This window comes from Paenibacillus sp. FSL P4-0338, from assembly GCF_038002365.1.
GTDB lineage: Bacteria > Bacillota > Bacilli > Paenibacillales > Paenibacillaceae > Paenibacillus_AQ.
In genome coordinates, this window is the sequence record NZ_JBBOCG010000001.1 from 3,998,580 (window position 1) to 4,022,052 (window position 23,473).

Below are 23,473 nucleotides of genomic sequence, written 5' to 3' on the forward strand. Positions count from 1 at the left end.
AGGATGGGTGGGATTCCTGCATGCGGGCCATACGCCTGCGCGCCAGCAAATGTATGCTGTTTTTCGCATACATTCAGAGTACACGCTATTCACGTCAGCTCCTAATAGAAAAAGCCCCTTCAGCCAATGCTGAAGAGGCTTTTTGAGTTACATTGAGAAACCGAGGGGTACAGGCTGTCCCCCATGGCTATCGTTCTAGTTGTCCTGCTTGCTCTGGTTATTGTCTGGTCTGTCCTGCTTGTTCTGGTTGTTATCAGGTCTGTTCTGGTTGTCCTGCTTCTCCGGTCTATCCTGCTTATTCTGGTTCGCCTGCTTGTTAGGCCGGTTGGAATGATTGTCTTTGTGTTCTCTGTTCTGCTTGCTATTATTCGGCTGGCCTTGCTGGCCTCTGCCCTGGAACTCTTTATGATTCTTCTTGCCCTGGCCTTCTTTGTTGCGGTGATTCCGGCTCTGATGCTCACGCACCGGTCTGTCCTTGGTTGCATGCTCCCGGCCCGAGCCGCCTGAGGCATCTCTGTCCCGGCCTGTACCCTTCGCCTGCGAATCCCGGTGTTCTTTTATACTTACAACCGGTTCATCCTCCTGCTCCAGATCATCATCTAACCCGGGCTCTGGTACTTCCTTGATCAGAATATCCTTGAAGGTTCCCTCTTGCGGGGACTCCTTCAGCTTATGCAGCACAAAGTACGCACAGCCAAAGTTACAGTATTCGTTAATATAATCCACCATGCCTGAGATGGCCGTGTCCCGGTTCACTTTAGGGTGATTATCCCGGTAAAAGCCTTTGAGGCGCAATTGGCTGTAGCCCCAGTCTCCGATTATATAATCGTACCGGTCCAGCACTTCGCTGTATCTTCCGCGAAAAGCCTCCGGGTTCCAGCCGTCCTTATGATCGAGCATCAGCTCGTAACCTTTTCCACCTATAACGATCAAGCGTGTGTCGCCTGCCTTTCAATAATATCTGGGGGGGCGCGTTGATAAGCCGTCATTCCGCGGGATTTTGAATTTCCGGCCGCTGTTGTGTTCTGATTTCCTCCATTTAACCGCTAAGCGGTTGAAATCAGAACACAAAGGCGGACGCTGCCGCTCCTACAATTTCAAAATCCCTCTCCATGACTCCATCAACGCGAAAGGGGGTGCAACCGCCACCCAAGAACCTCGCCGCTATTGCGGCATTGGTTCTTTCAGCCTTTCAAACCCCTTTTAAAACCTCTTAAAACCTCTTAAAACCTCTTAAAACCGAAAACCTTAAAGCTTAAAAGCTTAAAACCTTAAAACCATAAAGCTTAAAACCTAAACCTTTTAAACCTAAAAAACTGCCTGTGACTTCGTCATGCGGGGAATTTGCACAGCAAATTCTAATAAAGAACCAAGGCTTCGGCAATTGCGTAGTATGGCGCTACGCTGGCGGTTGGTTATCTATGCCTGTGAAACAGCACGCGCCTCACGGGCCACGGCAGCAGACTTCACCTGCTCATGGGCACGGTAAGAGCTGCGCACCAGCGGGCCGGCCTCCACATGGCTGAAGCCGCGCTTCAGGCCCTCTTCCTTCAGCACCGCGAACTCCTCGGGCGGATAGTATTTCTCCACATTCAGATGCTTCGGCGAAGGCTGAAGATATTGTCCTAATGTCAATATATCACAATCCACGGCTCTAAGGTCATCCATCGCTTGCAGAATCTCATCCCACTCTTCACCGACGCCAAGCATAATGCTCGATTTGGTCGGAATCTCCGGCTTCATCTCCTTGGCCCGGCGCAGCAGCTCCAGGGAACGGCGGTATTTGGCCCGTGCCCGGACACGGTCTGACATCCGTTCCACAGTCTCAATATTGTGGTTCAGGATATCCGGACGGCTGTTCATCACGGTCTCCAGGCTCTCGCGGTCTCCCAGAAAATCAGGAATCAGCACTTCAATGCTGCATAGAGGAAGGCGCTTACGGATCGCAGACACAGTCTCGGCAAAAATCGCCGCCCCCCCATCCTTCAGATCATCGCGGGCGACGCTTGTAACCACACAATGCTTAAGCTGCATGCCTTCGGCAGCCTCTGCCACACGTTCCGGCTCCAGCAGGTCCAGCTCGGTCGGCAGGCCTGTATTCACCGCACAGAAGCGGCAAGCGCGCGTACAGATATCCCCCAGAATCATGAAGGTCGCCGTGCGGTTAGCCCAGCATTCATAAATATTCGGGCAGCGTGCTTCCTCGCATACGGTATGTAACGTCTTCGAGCGCATCATACCCTTGATTTCCTGATATTCCTCACCGGTGGTTAACTTGATTTTGATCCAGTCTGGCTTGGGCTGTTTGGCTGTTCGATTAGTCAAAGTGATGAGACCCCGCTTTCGATCTGAATGTCAATGTCATTTTTACAGTCAAAAGTTGCTGCCTCATATTATAGCATGTGAAGTAGGCGTTTGCCTGTTTTTGTGAACCTTGGAGCGGTCATGGATAAAAAAAGTCCTTTTGCTTCAATCTATAGAAAAGCACCTGACCCGGGTGCCGCTTCCGCAAACATATATGCAATTCATGCGCCCAAACGCAGGAGGATGAGATCATGCTGGCCTTATTAAAGAGCCCCTACACCCGCAGAACCTTGATGTGCATGTCTGCCGCCGCCCTGCTCTGGAGCGGTAGTCCTGCCGAAAGTGCTCAAGCTGCCCGTTATCATAAAATTCCCGAACTGAGCTCGGGCAGTCCTGCTCCCGCAGACAGCAAAGAGACTGCCGCAGCTGAGCGCAAGCAGCTCTTTGAGCAGATGGGCGCGGCAACCGGCATTCCCTGGTACCGCTTCGCTGCCATCGATCAGTACGAACGGTCCATCGCCAGGAAGAGCAAAAAAACAACCGCCGCAGAAAACCCTTCTGCAGCGGCTAAGTCACGGCTTACCGGAATTATGATTCCGTCGCCCGTATGGTCCGGTCCGCTGAACCCGGATCAGGACGATAAGCAGCCGGATTCGATCCGCTTCTTCGGCGGCTTCGGACTGGACGGCTCAGGGGACGGCATCGCCGATCCCGAGAGCGATGCCGATGTGCTCTACAGCATGGCCAGCCACTTGCTCAAGTACGGAGATTCCGCTACGGACTTCAATATAGGGATCTGGGAGTACTATCACAACGGGCGGGCCGCTCAGCGCGTCTCCCAGTTCGCCAAGCTATATGAGCATTTCGGACGGCTGGACCTGTCCGGCAGTGCATTTCCGCTGCCGATAGGGAACAATTATGCCTACCGCAGCACCTGGGGAACCGGCCGGAGCTGGGGCGGAGCGCGCATCCACGAAGGCACGGATCTGTTCGCGCCGCATGGCTTGACGGTGCGCAGCACCTGCTTCGGCATTGTTGAGACCAAGGGCTGGAACCGCTACGGCGGATGGCGCATCGGTATCCGCGATATCGAGAACCGCTACCATTATTATGCCCACCTGATGGGGTATGAGAAGTCCCTGCTGCGAGGGGATATTGTCACTCCGGGACAGACCATCGGCTGGGTCGGCAGCTCCGGCTACGGCAGTCCGGGCACACAGGGCAAGTTCCCGCCCCACCTGCATTATGGCATCTACCGTGACCGCGGCATTACCGAATGGGCCTTCGATCCTTACCCGCTGCTCAAGCAATGGGAGAACAAGGAATTCCGGCTGCTGCGACAAAACAAAAAGAAGAAATAACACCTGCATGCTGCGCACCCAGATTCCGTTTCGCTTTTGCCCGGGACAGAGGTTACAGGTTAGTGCAGCATCAGACAGCCAAACGGCTCGATGTCGACTAGAATTTTGCTTGAGCTGCGGAGGGTGAGTCCGCTTAACAGCTCTGTCAGCACTTTGGTGTCCGAACGGTAGGCAGGCAGCTCCAGATGGTAGCGGTTGGGGGAATTATTGATAATCAGCCCCATCCGATCCTGCCCGCTGCGCCGGACATAGCCAAGGATACCCCGTGTCTCATCTGTGAACCAGGGGCGGAAGGCTCCTCGGCGCAGCACCTCATGCTCTGTTCTCAGGGAAATCAGCCGCTTGTACCATTCCAGCAGTCCGGTGTGCTGATCCTGCTCCTCCCAGAGCATCGGCCGCCGGCAATGCGGGTCCGTAGCACCTTCCATTCCAACCTCATCCCCGTAATATATCATCGGCAGCCCAATATAAGTCATCTGGAAAAAGACAGCCAGCCGCATCCGGCTCATCGCCGTAGTCTCCCGGTCCCAGCCCCGGCCCCCCTCCTTACAGGCAGTCAGGAAGCGCAGCGTATCGTGGCTGCCCAGCAGCTGGAACATCGCCGAGTTGGCCTGATCATTGTACAAGGCCTCCTGATGCAGCAGCTGTTCCATGAACCGGGCCGGCCCCGCAGACTGCGCTGCAAAAAACTCCAACACCGCATCCCGCAGCAGGTAATTCATGCCGCCGTCGAACTGGTCTCCCCGCAGCCAAGGCCCGGAAGCATGCATAATCTCGCCGATTAGCAGCAGGTCCGGGAACTCCGCCTTCAGCTCCCGCCGCAGTCTTGTCCAGAAGGCCGGAGTCACCTCGTTGGCCACATCCAGCCTCCAGCCGTCAATTCCCGCTTCCCGCACCCAATACCTGGCTACGTCCATCATATAATCTGCTACCTCGGGATGATCCATATTCAGCTTCGGCATACTCGTCTCTGCCTTGGCGAAGGTCTCATAGCCGGGAGCCGGCGTAGTAGTGACCGGGAAGGAATGGATGAAGAACCAGTCCTTGTAGCGCGAGGCCTCCCCATGCTCCAGGACATCCCGGAAGGCAAAGAAGGTATCGCCGGAATGGTTAAAGACCGCATCCAGCAGAACCTTCATCCCCAGCCGGTGTGCAGTCCCGACCAGCATCCTCAGATCCTCAAGCGTCCCGAATCCAGGGTCTACCTTATAGTAATCCGAAGTATTGTACTTATGCCCGGAAGGCGAATCAAAGATAGGCGTCATATAAATAGCAGTTACGCCAAGCTGCTGCAAATATGTAAGCTTGTCAGTAATGCCTTGAAGCTTCCCCTGATGGTAGCTCTCGGGATAAATCTGGTAGACTACTGCACCTGAACTCCAGGCAGGCAGCGCGATGGCGTGCGGGCGGTGAATATAGGCATATTGAAAAGCACCCGCCTGCTCCCTGTTCTCTGAGCTTCCCCGCTCCCCATACCACATGTATTCGCCTGCGGGATTCCCGATGTGGAACAGATACCGGCATTTGCCCGTCTCGGCCGGGACCAGGGCTTCATGTATGTCATACGCTCCGGCACAGCCAACCCGCTCCATCTCCTGCGGAAGCTCATGGCCGGGTGAATCATAACGGTCAGCGTGGACAACCGTGCAGGACAAGGACTGTCCGCTCTGCACGAATAGTCTGAGTTTGAGCAGGCGGGGGCCTGCCGGGAAGGCGAAGGGGTCCTCCGCTGTGTGATATACGAATAACCGGGTAAGCATACTGTATAGTCTCCTTTTATGCCGCGTAGAGCAGCCTGAGCAACTGTGTTATTATGACAGGTAGAACAAAGTTCGCCATTAGGGCGTAACACACCGTAAGGACGGGAGGGAAAGCTATGAAAGTTACTATTAAGGATATCGCCCAGGCAGCGGGTGTCGCTAAATCCACTGTATCCAAGGTGATGAACGACTCTCCCAAAATATCCGAGGAAACGAAGGCCCGGGTCCGGGACATCATCAAGCAGATGAACTATACCCCGAGCAGCATCGCCACCGGACTTGCCAGACAGAGCAGCAATACGATAGCTATCCTGATAGATATGTCCAAGGAAAGCGAGTTTCTCAATCAGTTCTTTTATAACATTATCGGCGGGGTGGAGAGCATCATTGGTCCTCTGAAATATGAGCTGACTATTGCCAATATCCAGCATGACCAAGCGGAGGGACACTTCCTGCAGAGGCTGGTGCTGAATAAGCGGGTGGACGGCATTATTGCCAACACTTCTGTGCTGACTCCTGATCTGTGTGCGGAGCTGAACCGGCTTCAGTTCCCCTATATCTCCATCGGTGAGATCAACGCTCCGGGAATCTGGGTCGATTGCGATAATGAGCTGGGCGGATTCATGCTGACCCGGCATCTGCTGGACCAGGGCTACCCGTCTGTGGCCTTCATCGGCGGCGAGAAGGATGAGCCGCTCTTCCTGCGCCGTGCAGCCGGCTATCAGCGGGCACTCGGTGAGGCGGGAATGGCTGTGCACAGCGGCTGGATCATCAATGGCCGGGCGGTTGAGGAGGATGGCTACCAGGCGGCCATGCAGCTGCTGCAGAGTGCAAGTCCCCCCGCCTCCATCGTCTGCATGAGCAACTTCTCTGCTTATGGTGTACTGCAGGCGGCCCGTGAATTGAATATCTCTATTCCTTCACAGCTGGGCATTGCCACGTTCGATGAATATCCCTTGTCTCCCTATACCACTCCTCCGCTGACTTCACTCGATATGGATACCTTCCAGCTCGGCGCATCCGCAGGACGGCTATTGATGGACAAACTGGATAACAAAGAAGCTGCCGTGAGCGGACAACTGCTGGAGCCGGAGTTGATTCCCCGGTTATCTTCCAAACGAAGCGGCGGGGCTGCTGCGGAATAACTAACAGAATCACGAAATAACGGAATAGTAGAATAGCAGGAGGAAGGTACTCATCCCTTTTTAGGGGAAACCGGTTTCCCTGAGTTGAAAATACCATGCCCCCTCCTCAATGTCAACGTATAATCATAGAAGCAGCGACTGACAGAAGAACCCTTTCCAGCATTGGAAGGGTTCTTGGCTTATCCGGACTCGCCCGAGCGGCGGATGAACCGGAGCACTTCATCCATCATAGCGGGACTCTCGCCGCTGTGGCAGACCATATGCCCGCTTTGCTCCATAATCAGCACCTGTGTGCGTTCCGAGGGAATCGTCTGCCGGAGATAGTCCGCACTTTTGAATCTCACCAGATGATCCCGCCTGCCCTGTACAATCAAGGTCGGCACCTCCAGCTGCGGATAGACCTCGAAGCTCTCACGAACCAGCCGCTGGAACTCCCGCGTGGCCTTCATGGGTGTAGAGCCCCATTTGCTGAGATAATTCCGCAGCATCTCCGGGCGGACCAGCGTACGCAGAATCTCGGGCGGGCTCAGCGGATACACCGGGGTAGACAACAAGGTGAGCGACTGAATCCTGGAAGAATTCTGAACAGACAGCCGCGATGCAATCAGCGCTCCGGTAGAGAAGCCGATCAGATGTACTTTTTCGGAGCTTGAGAATAGCTGCTTCAGTTCCTCCTCGGCGCTTAGCTGCCAGTCCCCCCGGCTTGAATGGAGCAGCTCCCTTCTGCTGCCTCCATGTCCATGCAAGGTAAACATTCTGGACACATAGCCGCTGCGCTCCAGAAACTGCGCAAGCGGAGAAATCTCGTATTCACCTCCGGTGAAGCCGTGTATAAACAGACAGCTCTCCATGCTTCCTTCTCCCCAATCCTCTAATTCATCCATTTATAGAAAAATAAACCTTAACTGCCCTGAAGTCAAGTGTGCACGGCTCCGGCGTCCTATAAGCGACAGTACCGTTTCAGCGAGAGACAGAAGGATAATGTCTAGCGTGAAACATCTATTGAGGTGCTGAAGCACTGGTCTGCTATCTCTCACACCAGTTCAGGCTTAATGCAGATATAATCGTCCCGACTGCCGCGCTTGAGGAGCTTACGCTGATGCTGATGACATTGTTCGGAGGGACAATAATGCTGCCGGTAAAAGCCGGACTGAACACACCCGGCGCAATCTGAACATTCGCTAGCACGCTGCCCCCGGAAATAGCTGCGGTGGAGGACTGGACAGTCATGGAACTGGCTGCTGAGCTGGCCTGATTATTATTCACCGGAGTCACCGTGGACGGCGAAGAAATCGTCCCTCCTTTGACAATGGTAAAGCTGCCTGAGATCGAGGTCAGCACCGAGGTGCCGCCGATACTGCCGCTGATCCGGGACAGATACAAGGTCCGGCCGCTGCCCGCAGGATTACTGATCCGGACTGAAATGACTGCCGAGAGAAGCGACAGCACAATCGTTGCCGAGTTCGAGGCATTCGCCGAGAATAATACGGCTGCCTGCGAAGCGCTGATCTCCGGCGGGACGCTGATATCCGAGGCACGGAAGGTGTTCGTCATTTCCACATAGACCGGCTGGTCATTGTCATTGATTACGTAGTTATTGGGCATTGTTCATCCTCTCCCCTTTCGCTCTAAAATTCCCACCAGCTGATGTTGCCTGTTGCCGCAGTACTCCCTGATGCAATCGTTACTGATATCGTGAGCGAGTTGCCGGGAGGCAGGATAATCCTGCCGTCCATATTAAGGATGACCGGACCTAGGACCAGCAGCATTGACATTAATGTCGCCGGAGAACCTGTAGGCGCAGCCGTTGCGGTCCGGGCAGTACTGACGCTAGTGACCGAACTCCCGAAGTTATAGTTAACCGGAGTAACAGTAGAGCCCCCCACCGTCGCATTGCGCAGTAGTGTTAAAGTGACCGACGCTGTGCCCGTGCTTGCGATAATGCGGGAGATATACAAGGTACGTCCGCTGCCGCCGGGATTAGCTACCTGCATGACAAGCGGGGTGGAAGTACCCACCGTGGAGGCAAAAGGAATTCCAAGCAATAAACCTGACATCGCAGCTCCCGCTTCAGGCAGAGTATCAATCCCGGGTGCAATATAGGTGTTAACCTGCTCGGTATACAGCGGCTGGCTGTTCTGGTTAAATACAGTCTCATTCGGCATATTCTCACTCCTTCTGTCGGTCTAGCATATTTTCATAGTATGCGAGGCTGTCCGGCAGGTTGTTTGGCGGCTGCGTATTTTTGCAGAGTTAACCCAGTCATTCTCTTAAAAGCTCCATATCCTAATATCACACCATTCGAATGGTCCTGCCCAACTCATGCTTCCCTCTATTAACCCGGCAGCCTATACGTGCTTAAGGACCCAGACGACGGTTTGGGTCTTTTCATGAGCAGGCTGACGGCAGAAATTGCCCACAGAAAGGATGACTCCATTTGCCAAATTTCAGTTCATTTCAGGCGAACCCCGATAATTTGCGCACACTTATTTTTGGCCGTGACCCCTCGACTCTGATTGACCGGCCGTTAACTACGGATGCCAGCGGGAACCTGACCACCGTCATTTTGAACGGCACCATCTCTAGCGTGCTTGGCGCAACGATCACTGCCGGTACATTAACATCCGCTGGTACAGTGACTAATATCCTCGGCGGTACGATTACTAGTGTGCTTGGCGCGACTATCACTGCCGGTACATTAACATCTGCTGGTACAGTGACCAACCTGCTAGACGGTACGATTACTAGCGTGCTTGGCGCGACTATCACTGCCGGTACATTAACATCCGCTGGTACAGTGACTAATATCCTCGGCGGTACGATTACTAGCGTGCTTGGCGCGACTATCACTGCCGGTACATTAACATCCGCTGGTACAGTGACTAACCTGTTAGACGGTACGATTACTAGCGTACTTGGCGCGACTATCACTGCCGGTACATTAACATCCGCTGGTACAGTGACTAACCTGTTAGACGGTACGATTACTAGCGTGCTTGGTGCGACTATCACTGCCGGTACATTAACATCCGCTGGTACAGTGACTAACCTGTTAGACGGTACGATTACTAGCGTGCTTGGTGCAACGATCACTGCTGGTACATTAACTTCGGCTGGTACAGTGACTAACCTGCTAGACGGTACGATTACTAGCGTGCTTGGTGCAACGATCACTGCCGGTACATTAACTTCGGCTGGTACAGTGACTAACCTGCTAGACGGTACGATTACTAGCGTGCTTGGTGCAACGATCACTGCCGGTACATTAACTTCGGCTGGTACAGTGACTAACATCCTCGGCGGTACGATTACTAGCGTGCTTGGCGCGACGATCACTGCTGGTACACTAACATCCGCTGGTACAGTGACTAACCTGCTAGACGGTACGATTACTAGCGTGCTTGGCGCGACGATCACTGCTGGTACACTGAGCAGCGTAACCTCCATTTCCCAGCGCAGCTTCGTTGAACTGCCTACAACGGCAATTGCCACTTCGGATACCTATACGCCGCTGCCTGATAACAACACCAGTATCCTTGGCACCTATTCCTACTTCATTGTGAATACCGGAGCCAATCCGGTGAATACTCGGGTCGAGATCAGTGCAGACGGAACCAACTATTTCGTCGATACGACCGGAGACAACCCGCTGGCAGCAGGTTCTGTAGACGTAATTGTGCCTGCCCGCTTCCTGAAATACACCCGCCTCTCTTATCAATCCGCCACGTCGGGTGCAGCTTCTACGCTTAATGTTATTTTTGATGCACAAGGAACGTAAACCTAGTTTCCGTCATACGATGCAGAAGAGAGGAGTGCATGGGTACCCATGTACTCTTTCCTGTGCGGTATTCCGCATCTACATAAGACGGCAGCGCTTATACATGCTTATTTTTGCAGAATACCCGGAGGAACTAAGGCCCGCGAAGGAGGAACGATCTTGAATCTATCTGCCAAACCTACACTCGGAGTGCAGCTCATTGTCAACAATGAAGCCGAGCTGCTCCCCCGTTGTCTAGCCAGCCTGCAGGGCGCCGATGAAATCATCGTTGTCGATACCGGCTCAACCGACTCGTCCGTGGAGATCGCCCGCAAGTACGGGGCAACGGTTGTTGAAACCAAGTGGAACCACCATTTCTCAGAGGCACGCAATACCGGTCTCTACCATGCGGCCAGCAGCTGGATACTGGTCCTAGATGCGGATGAAATCCTTCAGACTTCTATAGCGTCAATTAAGGAGATTCTCAGGGGCAGCACAGCCGAAGCCTATACGGTACGCATAGAGAACCTGCTGGGAAGCAGGCCCGAGGAGCGTCTGTATCACCATCCGGTGCGGCTGTTCCGGGGTGGGCAGGGCTATCTTTTCAGCGGAAGAATTCATGAAAGTGTTGAGTCCTCTATTCTCACAAAACATGGGGCCGCCGCCATCGGGGCCAGTCCAATAGAGATTCTTCACTTCGGCTACCTGCCCCCGGTCATGAGCGCCAAGCATAAAATCATCCGCAACGGGCACCTGCTGCGTCTTGCGCTTGCGGAAGAGCCTGACGATGTGTTCACCCGTTATAATCTGGCGGTCAACTGCTGTCAGGACGGACGGCTGGAGGAAGCCGGAGAACTGCTGCGCCAGAGTCTTACCCTTGCTCCGCTTCAGGCCTCTTACCGTCCCTCGATCGTTCGCGATCTGTGTACAATTGATCTGAACAACGGTCATGTAAAAGCGGTCGACAGCCTGCTAACCCGCGAGCTGACACGTTATGGAGATTATCCCGACCTGCATTACATGCAGGGCCAGTCCTGGGAGAGCCAAGGATTCTATGAACGCGCCGTCCAGTCTTACCAGCATGCCATAGATACCTCGTCTGCCCCGGCTCCGCACAGAGCATACGTCACTGAACAGGGCATAGACAGCTTCCGCCCGCTGCACCGGATGGGGGCCATTTTCCAGCAGCTCGGGAAGCAGAAGGAAGCCGCGCAGCTGTACCATCGTGCGCTACAGCAGCACTCCCTGTATCTTCCCGCGCTGGAGGGGATCGCGTCTGCTTTTCAGGAGCTGGAGGTGACGGATGGAGAGATTGCCGCACTCTTGATACAGCTAACCGGTACAGCGCATCGTGCTGCTAGAACCGCAATTATCGGAACATTGTACCGGCTGGATGCTTATACGGCGATTGCAGAGCTGCCGCCCGCCGTCTGTCCGCTGGAAGAGGACACCTTGCTGTTCGTGCTGTCTTCCTGGATCATTACCGGAAAATATCATGCGTTCAGAAAAACTGCCGCCAAGCTGCGGGCTAACCCCACCCAGCTGTCACCCGAAGGCCTAAATGCGGAAACTGTACGGCAGCTATGCCTGCTTGAGGCTGTCTTAACCTGGGAGCTGAGAGGGAAGCTGCAGGAGGAGCTGTGGCTGCAATCACCTGCGGAATTGCGTTCCGCGATGCTTGAGATCGACACGGAATTGTCTCTTGATTCCGCTGAGCCGCAGGCAAAATCCGCTCCCTCCGGGGACTCCCCGCTGCTTGCCGAGGTGATAAGGCTCGCTGTGAAGCACCAGTTCATCACGCTGGGCAAGCGGCTGGTTGAACGGTTCCCGGCATATACAAGCACTTTGGCAGAGGCGCTGTATGAGGAAGGCTGGCGGGCAGAGGCAGGGGAACTATTCATCAGCCTTGCAGACAGTAAGGACGCTTCAGGCGCAACCCTGCGGTATCTCGGAGAACTGCTCATAGATAAAGGGCATTATGCGGAGGCTGCCGGCTGGTACCGCCTTGCCCTGGGGGAATCGCCTGCAGACGATGCGGTCAGCACCGGACTGGCGCTCTGTTATCTGTATCTGGCGGAGCAGCGGCTCGCAGAAGCTGTTGAACGTCTTCAGGGGGTGGGACAGCCGGCTCAGGGTCCGCTTCAGGAGGATAGAGCAGCGGTTGCCCAATCCATCGCGGTGCTGCGCTGCACCCCCTGGCATACGAAGTGGAATTACACCCAGCGGCAGAGAGGAGCGGATCTGGGCTTATGACCACGAAACCACAACAACCGCTGATTTCCTTGTGCATGATCGTCAAAAATGAAGCCGACAACCTGGCCCGCTGTCTCCGGAGTGTGCGCGGGACTGTGGATGAAATCATCATTGTGGACACCGGCTCCACCGACGCAACCCGCTCCATTGCCCGCAGCTTCGGTGCCCGGATTATCGGGTTACCGTGGAACGGGGATTTTGCCGCCGCACGCAATGCCGGTCTGGCCCTGGCGCGCGGCACCTGGATTCTGGTGCTGGATGCAGACGAGGAGCTGGAGCAGGGGAGCCGGGAGGAGCTGCTGGTGTGCGCGAAGCATACGGAGTATGAGGCTTTTTTTGTGCGGATTCATAATCATCAGGGGACGGAGCGTGCTTCGCAGACGCTTACGGTCAACCCGATCCTCCGGATGTTCAGGAACCGTCCTGGCTATCGCTTCAGCGGCATTATTCATGAGCAGATTGCGGCTGTCATTGTGCAGGAGACCCCGGCTGCCGCGATGCATATGAGCACCGTCGTTGTCCATCACTACGGCTATGCCGCCGGGGTCGTGGAGCGGAAAGACAAAATCAGCCGTAATCTCGGATTGCTGAAGCAGCAGCTGGAGGAGAGTCCCGGAGATGCTTTTCAGCATTTCAATCTGGCGGTTGAATATATGCGGCTTGGCGATTACAGGCAGGCGCTGAAACATATCGGCACCTCGCTGAACCTGGCCGAGCCGGGTACCAGCTATATTCACCTGCTCTATAAATACAAGGTCCGCTGCCTGGCAGTAACCGGTGATTACCCGGGTGCATTGGAGGCCTGCGGGCAAGGAAGCTTGCTCTTCCCGGACTATCCCGATCTTCACCATCTCAAGGGTGCGCTATTGTTACAGGTATCAGCCTTAGCCGAAGCTAAGACCGCACTGTGCCGGGCACTGGAGATTGGAGCCTCCCCTCCCCTCTACCATACCGAATCAGGGTTAGGCACATTTCTCACCCACACACTACTGGGGCAGGTCTGCCAGCAGATCGGCGAAGCGCAAGAGGCGGCAGCCTGCTTCACCAGGGCAGCCCAGCTCCAGCCGGACCCCTGGCCGCTGATCCCCCGGCTCACGCGCCTGTTCAAATGCACGGGCCGCGAGCCCGAGCTTCACGGCTGGCTGGCCGGGCAGCTGCCCGGCATCCTGGCGGAGCAGCGCCAGAAGCTACTGCGCCTGCTGGTACGGGATGGTTGTTACACAGCGGCGGTTGATATGCTTGGGGACGGTGCAGGGGCTGGTGTGGCGGCGGGTAAGATGGGCGGTACGGCACAGAGTGCGGGAGTGATGGGTGCGGCGGTGCAGGATGCGGGTGAGATGGGCGGTACGGCGCAGAGTGCGGGAGTGATGGAAGCGGCGGTGCGGGATGCGGGTGAGATGGACGGTATGGCGCAGAGTGCGGGAGTGATGGAAGCGGTGGTGCCGCCTACTGCTGATTTGTTAGAGCTGTTGCAGCGGGCGGAAGCAGCTTCCGCAGCGGAGCTGAGCTACGATGATATTACTGAGCTGCTTAGTCATCCTGCAGTTGTCCCGGCAGACCGGAACACCTCACTCCCCATACCTGCTATTGCTGCGGCTGTGCAGCCCTGGATTCTTTTGGCTGACAAGGTTCTGGCTGCGCTCGTAACTTCGGCCATGTATTCACCGGCGGCTGCGGCAGCCCGTCTCACTCTTCCGCTTCCCAGATCATCTGATTAGTATGTCATCAGAGACCGTAGCTGCGATAGGCCTAATTGTATTTGGTACAATTAAAACTCCAGATTGCTCGCCAATATCCCATTTAGTTGTACTTCGTACATTTAAACATCCGCCGATTCTTCCTTCTCCCCTTTTTGGGCAGATTTAGTTGTACAGACTACAGCTATCCAATGAAAGTGTGCTTTATCGCTGGTTTTAGGTGTACGTTCTGCAGCTATCCTGTATAGCCGGCTTTTTATCCGGAGAGTACCGGTGTGACTGAGCGCCCGCGGACTGAGGATCGTTTATTTTGAAGAAAACGCATGATTGGGAAGAGTTACGGACTCCAATGCGCTTAAAGGCGGATATGCTGCCCAAAATCATCGGTTAGAGAGACAATAGGGTCCTCTCCGTCCGCCACTCGGTAAAAAGTGCTGTTTTGGGGGAAATAACGGCGCTCCAGTCCGTCAGGAATATCTCCGCTCCGCTTGCTTCGCACTCCTGCTTTTTCAATCAGATACTGTCAGAAAGGAGCTTACAGACCATGGATACTCCCGGGATCTCGCTCTGCATGATCGTCAGGAATGAGGCACAGCATCTGGAGCAATGCCTGCTGTCTGTTCAGGGTATGGTCTCGGAGATCATCATCGCAGATACCGGATCAGAGGATAACAGTATGGCTATCGCCCGCAGGTTCGGTGCCCGGGTGATCCGGCTGCCCTGGGAGCATGATTTCTCCAAAGCCCGTAATCATACCCTACAGCTGGCCTCCTATGGCTGGATTCTGGTGCTGGATGCAGATGAAGCCCTTGCGGACTGGAAGCGGGAGGAGTTAGAGTATCTGCTAGAATCGGAGTGTGCGGACGGGTATTTCCTGCCTTTTATTCATTATGTGGGTGAGGCCTCAGGGCGGGAATACGTGACAGACAATGTGTGCCGGCTGTTTCGTAATGATTCACGTATCTGTTTTCGCGGGAGCATTCATGAGGAGGTGGCCTCCAGCATCTGGAGCCTCCCCGGAGGACATATCGCTTATGCCCGTCTGCCTGTCCATCACTACGGATATCTGGATGATGAGCTTCAGCGAAAAAACAAAGCCAGCCGCAATCTGCAGCTGATTCTCGCTGCTCTGCGGCTTGAACCAGACAGCGTTCCTCTGCGGTACGCACTGGGCACGGAATATTACCAGCAGGGACAATATCAGGCGGCGGCAGATCTTCTCTTGCCTCTGCTAGAGGAAGCTCCACCAGACTCCGGGTATACCGCTGACCTGTATCTCAAGACAGCCTTTGCCCTCCAAGGGGGCGGGCGGCCTGCGGATGCGGAGTCTGTCTATCAGGCCGGGATTGGGCTGTATGCAGATTTCACCGATCTGCTGGAGAGCTATGCCGGGCTGCTGCTGGAGCAAGGGCAGGTATGGCGGGCGTACCCTCTGCTTCAGCGGGCACTGGACAGCGGGGATACCGCACATAAATACCCTTCCTCCTCCGGCAGCGGAACCTGCCGCACCCGCCTATTCGCCGGACGGGTCTGCGAGCGGCTGTTCCTCTACGAGGAAGCCATGGAGCATTACAGGCAGGCGATAATCTACTCGCCTGACGATCTTGCCGCTTGGGAGCAGCTGGCCACGCTGTGCCTGCTGTCCGGGCAAGCGGAGCAGCTGGCGGTGTTCACCCGTCAGCTGCTCCCTGCCCTGCCCCGGCGAGTGCTGAGCAGGCTGGTGCCTGCCGCACTCAATGCCCGCGCCGCCCCATGGCTGGCGGCGCTTCTCGCAGCACCGCATCTGCCGGAGGATATCCGGCAGGTGCTTCAGGTGCTGCTAGGGACGCTGTTCCGGGACCCGGAACAGCCCGGGGCCGCATCCGCCGGGCTTGCGCGGATGCCGGAGGATGCGCCGGATAACCCGTGGATATCCGGCTATCTGTGGGCCTTGTCCTGCCGCAGCGGCGGAATCGCCGCGGCAGAACAAGGCCTGAGGCGGCTGGCGGAGCTGCCGCCCGGACTTGCAGCCGCGCATCGCCGGCTCGCGGGGCTGCAGGCAGGCCCGGCGGAGCATGGGGCCGATGAGCATTCAATAATTTCGTTTCCGGCAGAAGGTACCTTCCCGGCTCCTGACACGGACAGCGCTGCCCGTTCGGAGCACCATACCGACACACCGCTAACCTTCGCAGATTATTCTTACGCAGCACAACTGCTCCTTCAGGCAGGCGCTTGGGATACATTACTCCTGCTGGGCAGGCCCACTAGCGCTGCACGCTTTCTCTGGAGCAGACTTCCCCTGCCGCTGCTGCGAGGACTACTGGATGCACCTGTTTCATTTAAAATGCAATGGTGTGCAGATTACACCCGGCAATCACAACACTATAGCCTTCCTGGTGATGCTGCGGAATGGCTGCTCTATGCAGCCATTGCCCAGTCATGCGGGCAGGTCCCGCAGCTTATGCCCGCCGATGAACAGACGCTTCGCCAATCCGGCAGCACTGCCGCAATCACTGGCCTCAGCTACCACATGCTGCTTCTTGCGGCGGAGGTTCGCCCACAGGGCAACATCTCCGCTACAGGCAGCATTCCGTGGCTGCTGCTTGTGAAGTCTGCGCTTCAGAGCGGGGATGACAGAGATAACAATATCTAAGGTTACGCTTGGCTTTCCCCCCTCACTCAATCTTTGAAATATTAGCTTTACAAATCCTCTTGAAACACTCATATGGAAAACGAAAGACCCTGAGGGATAGCTCCCTCAAGGTCAAGCAAGTCCTCTATCTTTTCATAATACATCGGCCAGGCGGAATCCTTTTGTTCTTCTAACAATTCCTTATTACTTTTGACAAACCGACTGATTTCAAATGTGCTAATATCAAGGATAATGCTCCCCCGCAACTGCGTTTCAAACCTATGCATCAGAACATTAACAAACTCAATAGTGACAGGAACCAGATTTCCTTTGCCGCCCAGTGTGTGCAATGTAATTTTGGCATTTTGTAAATCAATGTTATAGGAGACAATTTCATTATCATGAATACTTTGCACCGAATCCAGCCTCCATACAATCCATATTATGCTCATTTTGGGGAGCCGCTGCTCCAATCCCAAGTATGAATATACATGAAAATAAGGCTATTATCTACGTCAATCCCCCCACTCCACCAACCGGGGGTGCTCATCCAGAATGGAGCGGTAGTGCTCCAGACTTCCCCATTTGCCCTCGGGGTCGAGCTCCATATAGCGGTCGTACTTGCGGCGCAGCGCGTCAGGCTCCAAGGCCCAGCCGTAGTGCTTCACCCGCAGCTCGGCCAGGAAGCCTGGCAGCACCGCATACGATAGCGGCAGCCGGGGAACGTGATGATCCATCTGCGGGGTGAAATAATAGAAGCCGGGCAGATAACGCACCAGTGTGCGCGTATGCCTCGTATGGAGATTCCAGAGCTCATCTTCCCGGTAATGGGTCGTGCCGCCCCAGAAGTCATACATCCGAAAGGCCACCCAATCGTAGACATCCTGGTTGATCAGATGCCGCATTTCCTGCTTGGCCTGCTCTTCGTAGAACTCATCAGCATCTACCGACACAAGCCAGTCCGGCCGCGTGGATACGGCCAGATCCCAGAGCGTCTGGCGCAGCTCCCATTCCCGCCTGAAGAGGGAGTGCTCCAGCGTCACCACCTTGCTCACCTTGGCAAAAGAGCGGCACACACGCACCGTATCATCCGTGCTGCCGTCATCCACAATGACGATCTCATCGACGAATTCGCTCAGCTCCCGCAGAACCTGCTCCAGATACCGGCCGCTTTCATTGCGCACCTGCATCATCGCCGTCAGGCGGTTGCCGGAAGCCTTGCGCAGCGGTTCATTCCTGTGGTCACCCACCCGTAGCCCCTCCTCTTAACTTCTGCACCGCTTCTTCCAGATCTGCCATTTCAGCAAAAAGCTGCCGCGCCCCCTGATCCGCACCCGCGCAGCGCAGGAAGCTGCGGATAGCCTCATGGCGCCTGCCGTACAAGAGATGCAGGGTCCCTTCAATCACAGACAGTTGCCCGGCATTCCGTTCTGCCAGCTCATCCGCAGGAGAAATCTCTTTTACCGGGCTTGCTCCCTGCCTGCTTCCCTCATCCCCATCCGTGCCTGCCCCCTGGATACTCCCCGTCTTCCCTTCCGTACTTTCCGCGCTGCTGCTTCCCGCATTCCCTACCTTCCCCGCATCCTGCAGGCTCCCCGCCAGCCCCAGCAGTCCCGCACTTCCCGCTTCCGCCACCGTTCCTTCGGCCGCCAGCTCCTGATGAAGCTGCAGCGCCTTCTCCCACTGGAAGGTCGCGATATAATTGTGCAGTAGCCGCTGCTGGGCCTCCGGCTCAGGCAACTGGCCCAGCAATTCAATGGCTGCCGCGTAGTCTTCATTCACCGTCATAAGCTCTGCACAGAGCAGCCCCTGCTGGGCCTCACCCCCGTGCAGCCATTGCTTCATCTGCATACCCCTTGCCCGCTCCTCGTCTGTAAACGCCGTAATCTCATACTGCCGGACTGCAAGCGCAAGATTCCCTTGCTTCGCTTCAATCGCTGAGAAGAACCGGTAATGTGAATGCAGACAATCCGTATAATTATGCAGCAGCATCAGCTCAAAGGATTGGGCCAGAAGCTGCGCAGCTGTCTCATCTCCTTGCAGATATAAGTAAGAAGCCGCTAAATAATGCACCGAAGGCTCACCGGGCAACTTGGCGCACATCGAGAGATAGAAACGGGTACGGAGCCTGCGCTGGATATCCAGATACGTCTCCCCGCTGTTCACCGCATCAGGCGGATGCCATAGTTCCGTCAATGCCCTGTTCCAGACCGCCTCAGCATCCGTAAGAAAATACAGCCGCTCCCCCCGGCGGAGAAGTCCGTAGGACACCGGCTCATCTCCATTCAGATAGACCACTTGGCCCCGGCGCAGATTCTGCTCCAGATAGATCCGTTCCGAGGAGGTTCCGGCAAGATCAGAGAGCGCTCCAAGAGACGAACTGTATTTATCCCACAGCACAGCATCTTCCCCATCCGGGCAAGGCTCCAGCAGAGCCACAGTATAAGCAGGCTGTAGAGCCAGCACATCTGGCAGCCAGTAGGGCGATGAGACCAGCAGCGTATACTCTCCGGTATCCAGTTTGTACACTTCCGGCAGAGTTACAGACCTGACCTGGCTGCTCCGCTGCTGGACCGGGGTCATCGCTCCGGCGAAGCAGACCTCCCCGCGCTGCGGAAGGAGCTCCAGCATTCTTTTATACTCATAATCCTCCCAAGCCGTGCGGCTGAGCACAATATAGTTCATAAGCGGCCCTCCCCCGGCAAGGCTTCATCAAGGCTGCCCGGTCCCGCACCCGTTGTTGCTGTCTCTCCTGCATAATCTATAGACAACTCCGGGTCCGGCACAAGCTCCAGACTGCGGAGATGGCCCTCCCGCTTCACAATCCTCCCCGGTGTTCTTCCGCTTCGGTGTGCAATGCGTTCAAGCGGAAGAACCTGCGGAATCCCTTCGCTTGTGCGTGGTAGCCCGGATTCTGCGGCATGATCGTCTGAACTGACAATCAGATCCGCCCGGCTATACCGGAGAACCCGGACCATTCTCTCCACATAGCGGTTATCATACGACGCACAAGCCGACAAGTAGACTATGATCTCACTGCCGTAGAGTGCCGAGATATTCTCCAGCGCATGGAGCCATGCCTTCTCGCCGTGAACGGTAATCACAGCGTCCCGCTCATGCACCGGAAATTCCGGAAAAGACTGGCTCCAGCTGTCCCTCACCCACACCCAGCGGATATTCCCGTAGCTCTGGCTCTCCTGAAGCATCTGCTGCCGTTCGCGGGAATCCGCCGCCGTCCAGTTCTCTTCGAAATACACGACCGTTGTAACCAGCAGAGCGGCAACCGTATCCCGGCTAAGCGGAATGACCGGCTGCGGAGGGCAGGCTGTGAGATCACGGGGAATCTGGAGCGTACCCGCAGGGGAGAGGGTGCTGTTCAGATTCCATTTTTGCAGATAAGCCTGTTCGCCCTTCCCCCGGACTTCAATGCCGCCCGCCTTCACACTCTCCGCTTCCAGCCTATGCAGCACATGAACATAGCCCGAGTCACTGCGCGCAAGCTCCGCTCCCAGCATCCGGGCCCGCAGACACCAGTCCGCGATGATCAGGCGGCGTTCGCCCAGAGAAGCATCGAACCCGCCTACCCTCAGCAGCAATTCTGTGGCTATGAGCAGGCAGGAACCGGTTAGTACCTCCGTATAATTCCATTCCCCTTGCTGTTTCTCCAGCGTATGGGCGGTGTACGCAGCCAGCTCAGCATATCCGGCAAAATGCAGCTGCCGCTGCCCGTCTCCCCACTCCGTGGAGGAGCAAGGAGCGACAACTAACACCGCAGGATCATCAATCGGCGGCCATAGCAGATTCCCGAGCCAGCCCGGAGCCACCATGACACAGTCCTCCAGCAGCACGGCAAAAGAGGTCTCGGCATAAGCCAAGGCCTCATTCACCCTATACTCACCCTCGCTATAAGGAAGGAACCGCATTCCTGCTTCCCCGGAGAACTGCTCCGACAACGCTTGCAGCGGAAAATCAGTGGTCATGGCAACCGCAGTCACCCGCACCGCTGGCCCGGAATGCTGAAGCAGCAGCCTCAGACACTCCGCTGACCACGGCGCATGACGCAGTTCCACCACCAGCGTAATCCCTCCCTGCACCGGCAGGGGCAGCAGGCCCTCCCGTTCCAGATAGCTGTACCTTGCAGCCAGCCGCTCCGTACGGTCCGCTTTTGCAGCATCCCAACCCTTCCCCGCACTCCTATCCTCCATCGCTCCATAAGACACCCAACATCACGCTCCATTAGTCAAACTATGCTGTCTATAATGTATGAGTGTGTCGGGGTATATATCCCTATAATTACCATTGCTATTCGCTGCCACCGCCCTCATTCCCACCCCCGGCATTCACACCGGGCACAGAGCTGCCGCTTCCGGCGGGCGCCTCAGTCTCTCCGCTGCCCGCATGTCCGCCTGATCCGCTGGAGCCTGAGCTGCTGTTATCGCTGCCTGCTGGTGTGCTGTCCTCGCCGGCGCTGCTCTTCCCGGTACTCAGCGAAGGGGCCGGAATAGCGATGCCCGGGGCGCTGCTGCCGTTCTCGCCGACAGGCTTGCCCTGATTATCATAGTAGTACATCGGAACGTCACCGACTACCATCAGGTAGGAGACGGGGATCTCTGTATCCACCACCTGCGGCTCCATATCAAATGGAATGACGACGGCTACCTCGGTAACAATATGAATAAAGACTTCAACGAGAATCATATTGATTCCGGCATTCTGCTGCCGTGTGTTCAGCTCCACCTTCACTGCCCCCTGAGGCTCTACCTTAATCGGAATATCCGGACCATAGGAGGCAATCAGCGGGCTGCCGAGCGCCTGCCCGAGCGGAATATATTCCGTACGGTTATGCAGCTCCTGTAGTGTGGACTGGATGACTTCAGCGGCCTGCGAGGTAATCCGCATATGCTCCTTGTAGTTGAGCATGAAGCCGGAGATTTTGCCGTTCTTGTCGGTCTTCCAGTCAATCAGCGCCTCGGCATTCCCCCCGTCTGCTACCTGGGACGTAATCGCCTTGTTAATCGATTCCGTGGCGATCTGCTTCACCCGGATCTGGGCCAGATGGAGAATCGGCGGCTTCAGATGCTGCTCCACATAACGCAGCCCCTGCAGCACTGCCAGAAGCAGCAGCAGGCTCAGAACGATCCAGAATCTGCCCTGTCTGCGCGGCTTCTGCCCCTTGCCCCCGGCAGCTTCCTGCCACTTCCCTTCCCTCCTGCGGAACAGACGGAAGCCGCCGCGCCCGGCTTTGCGCCAGACCCGCTGGTCCGGAGCGCCTGCTGCTCCCCCGGAAGGCTTGGCTGACCCGTAGCCTGCTTCGCTCCCGTCCAGCCGGACGCCGGATCTGGAGGGCTTCGCCACGAAGCCCCCGCTCCGTCCCCAGCTCCGGCCAGGCAGACCCGCGCCGGGTCTTGACGGCTTCGCTTCGAACCTTGCTCCCGAACCCGAGTGCGGCGGCTGGATTCCCGCTCTGGACGGTTTGGCCTTGAAGGCCTGGCGGCGCCCGACCGTCCCCCTCAGTCCGCTTCCGTTGAAGTCCGGCAGCCGCAGACGCCCGAAGAGCGGTACGCCTGCGCTCCGTTTCCCCCATTTTCTGATTCTGCCCATGCCCTGCAGTCCCTCCCGACATTCCTGCGGTCAAGCCGCTCCCTGTACTAATAGGCTATTCAGCACACACGCAAAATAACCCCACAATGTGGGGTTAGCCTTGAAGTGGAGTGTCTTTTATCCAGCATATCGAGCATCTTCCTGAACCTAATGCCCCGTCCGCTTGCGCTTATCCTCCTGGAGATGCCCCCAATGCAGCCGGACAAAGATAGCGAGCAGAATCAGCATAAACACGCCGTACCACAACAGAAAACCGTTCCAGTCCTCACGCGGGACAATTAACGAGGAGCTGAGCGTACCGAACAGCCAGATGAAAGACAGATTGCCGAGCACCGTCCCCCAGACAAAAGCTGCCGGCTTCATCGGCGACACGGCCGACATCAGGTTGATGATATTACTGGGCACAATCGGAATCGTACGCAGCAGCACCAGGGTCCAGATGCCGTAACGGTCCAGATAGGTCTGCCATTTCTCATACTTCTTGAGCTTGTAGCCCCATTTGCGGTCGAACCAGTCGAAGAGATACCGCCGGAAGAGAAAATAGACGAATACCGCGCCCAGGTTGCAGGCCAGCCAGCTGACAGCCATCCCGCCGATCACTTCGAATACAGAGACATGGAGCACAATCAGAATCGCCAGGGGGAAAAATCCGAACAAGCTTTGCAGCACGGCGAGCGGAAAGGTAGCGAATACAATATACGGGCCGCTAAGTCCAAGACTCTGCAGCAGCCAGTCAATCCAGGCATTGATCATCTCGGTCATGGAGCGCTCTTCCTTTCCTGACTCCTTGCAGCATGTAAAGGAACCGCTCATTAATGAAAGATTAATTGTTGAAGAAAAACACCCCTTGCGGGGTGTTTATTGACCATAAATTGATATATTCTACTTGATGAGCCGCTAAATCAGGACTAGTAAAAGGACAAAGGTTAGCGGTACAAGTTACAGAATTGTTGCTTATTTTCTCTCATCATAGCACACATCGGT

At 55.9% G+C, this 23,473-nt stretch carries 18 protein-coding genes; 6 read left to right on the forward strand and 12 right to left on the reverse strand.

The window, feature by feature from the left end:
* Window positions 1-195: 195 nt before the first annotated feature.
* Together MKZ07_RS17600 and lipA are read right to left on the reverse strand one after the other, a co-directional pair.
* Window positions 196-933, reverse strand: coding sequence for a YutD family protein (locus MKZ07_RS17600; RefSeq protein WP_084649106.1), 738 nt, complete (start codon window positions 931-933; stop codon window positions 196-198).
* A gap of 486 nt (window positions 934-1,419) precedes the next feature.
* Window positions 1,420-2,325, reverse strand: a complete 906-nt coding sequence (gene lipA / locus MKZ07_RS17605; RefSeq protein WP_036701741.1) for a lipoyl synthase — start codon at window positions 2,323-2,325, stop codon at window positions 1,420-1,422.
* Window positions 2,326-2,555: 230 nt separating this feature from the next.
* Here lipA and MKZ07_RS17610 point away from each other — a divergent pair, with 230 nt between their 5' ends.
* Complete coding sequence (locus MKZ07_RS17610) at window positions 2,556-3,665, forward strand: M23 family metallopeptidase (protein ID WP_341026820.1); 1,110 nt, start codon at window positions 2,556-2,558, stop codon at window positions 3,663-3,665.
* 59 nt (window positions 3,666-3,724) lie between these two features.
* Here MKZ07_RS17610 and MKZ07_RS17615 read toward each other — a convergent pair whose 3' ends face one another.
* Window positions 3,725-5,425: an alpha amylase N-terminal ig-like domain-containing protein gene (locus tag MKZ07_RS17615; protein ID WP_341026823.1), complete on the reverse strand. Its 1,701-nt coding sequence runs from the start codon at window positions 5,423-5,425 to the stop codon at window positions 3,725-3,727.
* A gap of 116 nt (window positions 5,426-5,541) precedes the next feature.
* On the opposite strand from MKZ07_RS17615, the gene MKZ07_RS17620 reads away from it, so the two are divergent.
* Entirely contained in the window at window positions 5,542-6,570 is a 1,029-nt protein-coding gene (locus MKZ07_RS17620; RefSeq protein WP_341026825.1) for a LacI family DNA-binding transcriptional regulator, read from the forward strand.
* Window positions 6,571-6,749: 179 nt separating this feature from the next.
* Here MKZ07_RS17620 and MKZ07_RS17625 read toward each other — a convergent pair whose 3' ends face one another.
* The 3 genes from MKZ07_RS17625 to MKZ07_RS17635 form a co-directional block, all read right to left on the reverse strand.
* The gene (locus MKZ07_RS17625; protein WP_036701749.1) at window positions 6,750-7,421 is read right to left on the reverse strand and encodes an alpha/beta hydrolase; all 672 of its coding nucleotides are present in this window, start codon (window positions 7,419-7,421) and stop codon (window positions 6,750-6,752) included.
* A gap of 175 nt (window positions 7,422-7,596) precedes the next feature.
* Window positions 7,597-8,175, reverse strand: a complete 579-nt coding sequence (locus MKZ07_RS17630; protein ID WP_341026827.1) for a hypothetical protein — start codon at window positions 8,173-8,175, stop codon at window positions 7,597-7,599.
* Between the two features lie 23 nt (window positions 8,176-8,198).
* Window positions 8,199-8,735 carry a hypothetical protein gene (locus MKZ07_RS17635; protein ID WP_341026829.1) on the reverse strand — a complete coding sequence of 179 codons (537 nt, stop codon included), beginning with the start codon at window positions 8,733-8,735 and terminating at the stop codon, window positions 8,199-8,201.
* Between the two features lie 272 nt (window positions 8,736-9,007).
* Between MKZ07_RS17635 and MKZ07_RS17640 the strand changes: the two genes are divergently transcribed.
* The 4 genes from MKZ07_RS17640 (at window position 9,008) to MKZ07_RS17655 (ending at window position 16,909) form a co-directional block, all read left to right on the forward strand.
* On the forward strand, window positions 9,008-10,348 hold the full coding sequence (locus MKZ07_RS17640) for a DUF6385 domain-containing protein (RefSeq protein WP_341026832.1): 1,341 nt from the start codon (window positions 9,008-9,010) through the stop codon (window positions 10,346-10,348).
* 159 nt (window positions 10,349-10,507) lie between these two features.
* The gene (locus MKZ07_RS17645; RefSeq protein WP_341026834.1) at window positions 10,508-12,580 is read left to right on the forward strand and encodes a glycosyltransferase; all 2,073 of its coding nucleotides are present in this window, start codon (window positions 10,508-10,510) and stop codon (window positions 12,578-12,580) included.
* On the forward strand, window positions 12,577-14,298 hold the full coding sequence (locus MKZ07_RS17650) for a tetratricopeptide repeat-containing glycosyltransferase family 2 protein (protein ID WP_341026835.1): 1,722 nt from the start codon (window positions 12,577-12,579) through the stop codon (window positions 14,296-14,298). Before MKZ07_RS17645 ends, MKZ07_RS17650 begins: the two co-directional genes overlap by 4 nt.
* Window positions 14,299-14,821: 523 nt before the next feature.
* Window positions 14,822-16,909: a glycosyltransferase gene (locus tag MKZ07_RS17655; RefSeq protein WP_341026836.1), complete on the forward strand. Its 2,088-nt coding sequence runs from the start codon at window positions 14,822-14,824 to the stop codon at window positions 16,907-16,909.
* A gap of 68 nt (window positions 16,910-16,977) precedes the next feature.
* Here MKZ07_RS17655 and MKZ07_RS17660 read toward each other — a convergent pair whose 3' ends face one another.
* The 6 genes from MKZ07_RS17660 to MKZ07_RS17685 form a co-directional block, all read right to left on the reverse strand.
* The gene (locus MKZ07_RS17660) at window positions 16,978-17,304 is read right to left on the reverse strand and encodes a hypothetical protein (RefSeq protein ID WP_076160982.1); all 327 of its coding nucleotides are present in this window, start codon (window positions 17,302-17,304) and stop codon (window positions 16,978-16,980) included.
* Window positions 17,305-17,403: 99 nt separating this feature from the next.
* On the reverse strand, window positions 17,404-18,138 hold the full coding sequence (locus MKZ07_RS17665; RefSeq protein ID WP_341026837.1) for a glycosyltransferase: 735 nt from the start codon (window positions 18,136-18,138) through the stop codon (window positions 17,404-17,406).
* Window positions 18,131-19,573: a hypothetical protein gene (locus MKZ07_RS17670; RefSeq protein WP_341026838.1), complete on the reverse strand. Its 1,443-nt coding sequence runs from the start codon at window positions 19,571-19,573 to the stop codon at window positions 18,131-18,133. Before MKZ07_RS17670 ends, MKZ07_RS17665 begins: the two co-directional genes overlap by 8 nt.
* Entirely contained in the window at window positions 19,570-21,108 is a 1,539-nt protein-coding gene (locus MKZ07_RS17675; protein ID WP_341026839.1) for a glycosyltransferase family 2 protein, read from the reverse strand. The genes MKZ07_RS17670 and MKZ07_RS17675 overlap by 4 nt, the downstream gene beginning before the upstream one ends.
* A gap of 82 nt (window positions 21,109-21,190) precedes the next feature.
* Window positions 21,191-22,021 carry a sporulation protein YunB gene (gene yunB / locus MKZ07_RS17680; protein WP_156949760.1) on the reverse strand — a complete coding sequence of 277 codons (831 nt, stop codon included), beginning with the start codon at window positions 22,019-22,021 and terminating at the stop codon, window positions 21,191-21,193.
* A 615-nt stretch (window positions 22,022-22,636) separates the two neighbouring features.
* Window positions 22,637-23,251 (reverse strand): TVP38/TMEM64 family protein, encoded by a 615-nt coding sequence (locus MKZ07_RS17685; protein ID WP_036701786.1) that lies wholly within the window; start codon window positions 23,249-23,251, stop codon window positions 22,637-22,639.
* Between the last annotated feature and the right edge of the window lie 222 nt (window positions 23,252-23,473).

Bases quoted from the DNA above. Each gene is read 5' to 3' on its own strand.
- MKZ07_RS17650 (WP_341026835.1), top strand. From the start codon at position 12,577: ATGACCACGAAACCACAACAACCGCTGATTTCCTTGTGCATGATCGTC.
- MKZ07_RS17685 (WP_036701786.1), bottom strand. From the start codon at position 23,251: ATGACCGAGATGATCAATGCCTGGATTGACTGGCTGCTGCAGAGTCTT.
- MKZ07_RS17635 (WP_341026829.1), bottom strand. From the start codon at position 8,735: ATGCCGAATGAGACTGTATTTAACCAGAACAGCCAGCCGCTGTATACC.
- MKZ07_RS17630 (WP_341026827.1), bottom strand. From the start codon at position 8,175: ATGCCCAATAACTACGTAATCAATGACAATGACCAGCCGGTCTATGTG.
- MKZ07_RS17655 (WP_341026836.1), top strand. From the start codon at position 14,822: ATGGATACTCCCGGGATCTCGCTCTGCATGATCGTCAGGAATGAGGCA.
- MKZ07_RS17615 (WP_341026823.1), bottom strand. From the start codon at position 5,425: ATGCTTACCCGGTTATTCGTATATCACACAGCGGAGGACCCCTTCGCC.
- MKZ07_RS17610 (WP_341026820.1), top strand. From the start codon at position 2,556: ATGCTGGCCTTATTAAAGAGCCCCTACACCCGCAGAACCTTGATGTGC.
- MKZ07_RS17625 (WP_036701749.1), bottom strand. From the start codon at position 7,421: ATGGAGAGCTGTCTGTTTATACACGGCTTCACCGGAGGTGAATACGAG.
- MKZ07_RS17670 (WP_341026838.1), bottom strand. From the start codon at position 19,573: ATGAACTATATTGTGCTCAGCCGCACGGCTTGGGAGGATTATGAGTAT.
- MKZ07_RS17620 (WP_341026825.1), top strand. From the start codon at position 5,542: ATGAAAGTTACTATTAAGGATATCGCCCAGGCAGCGGGTGTCGCTAAA.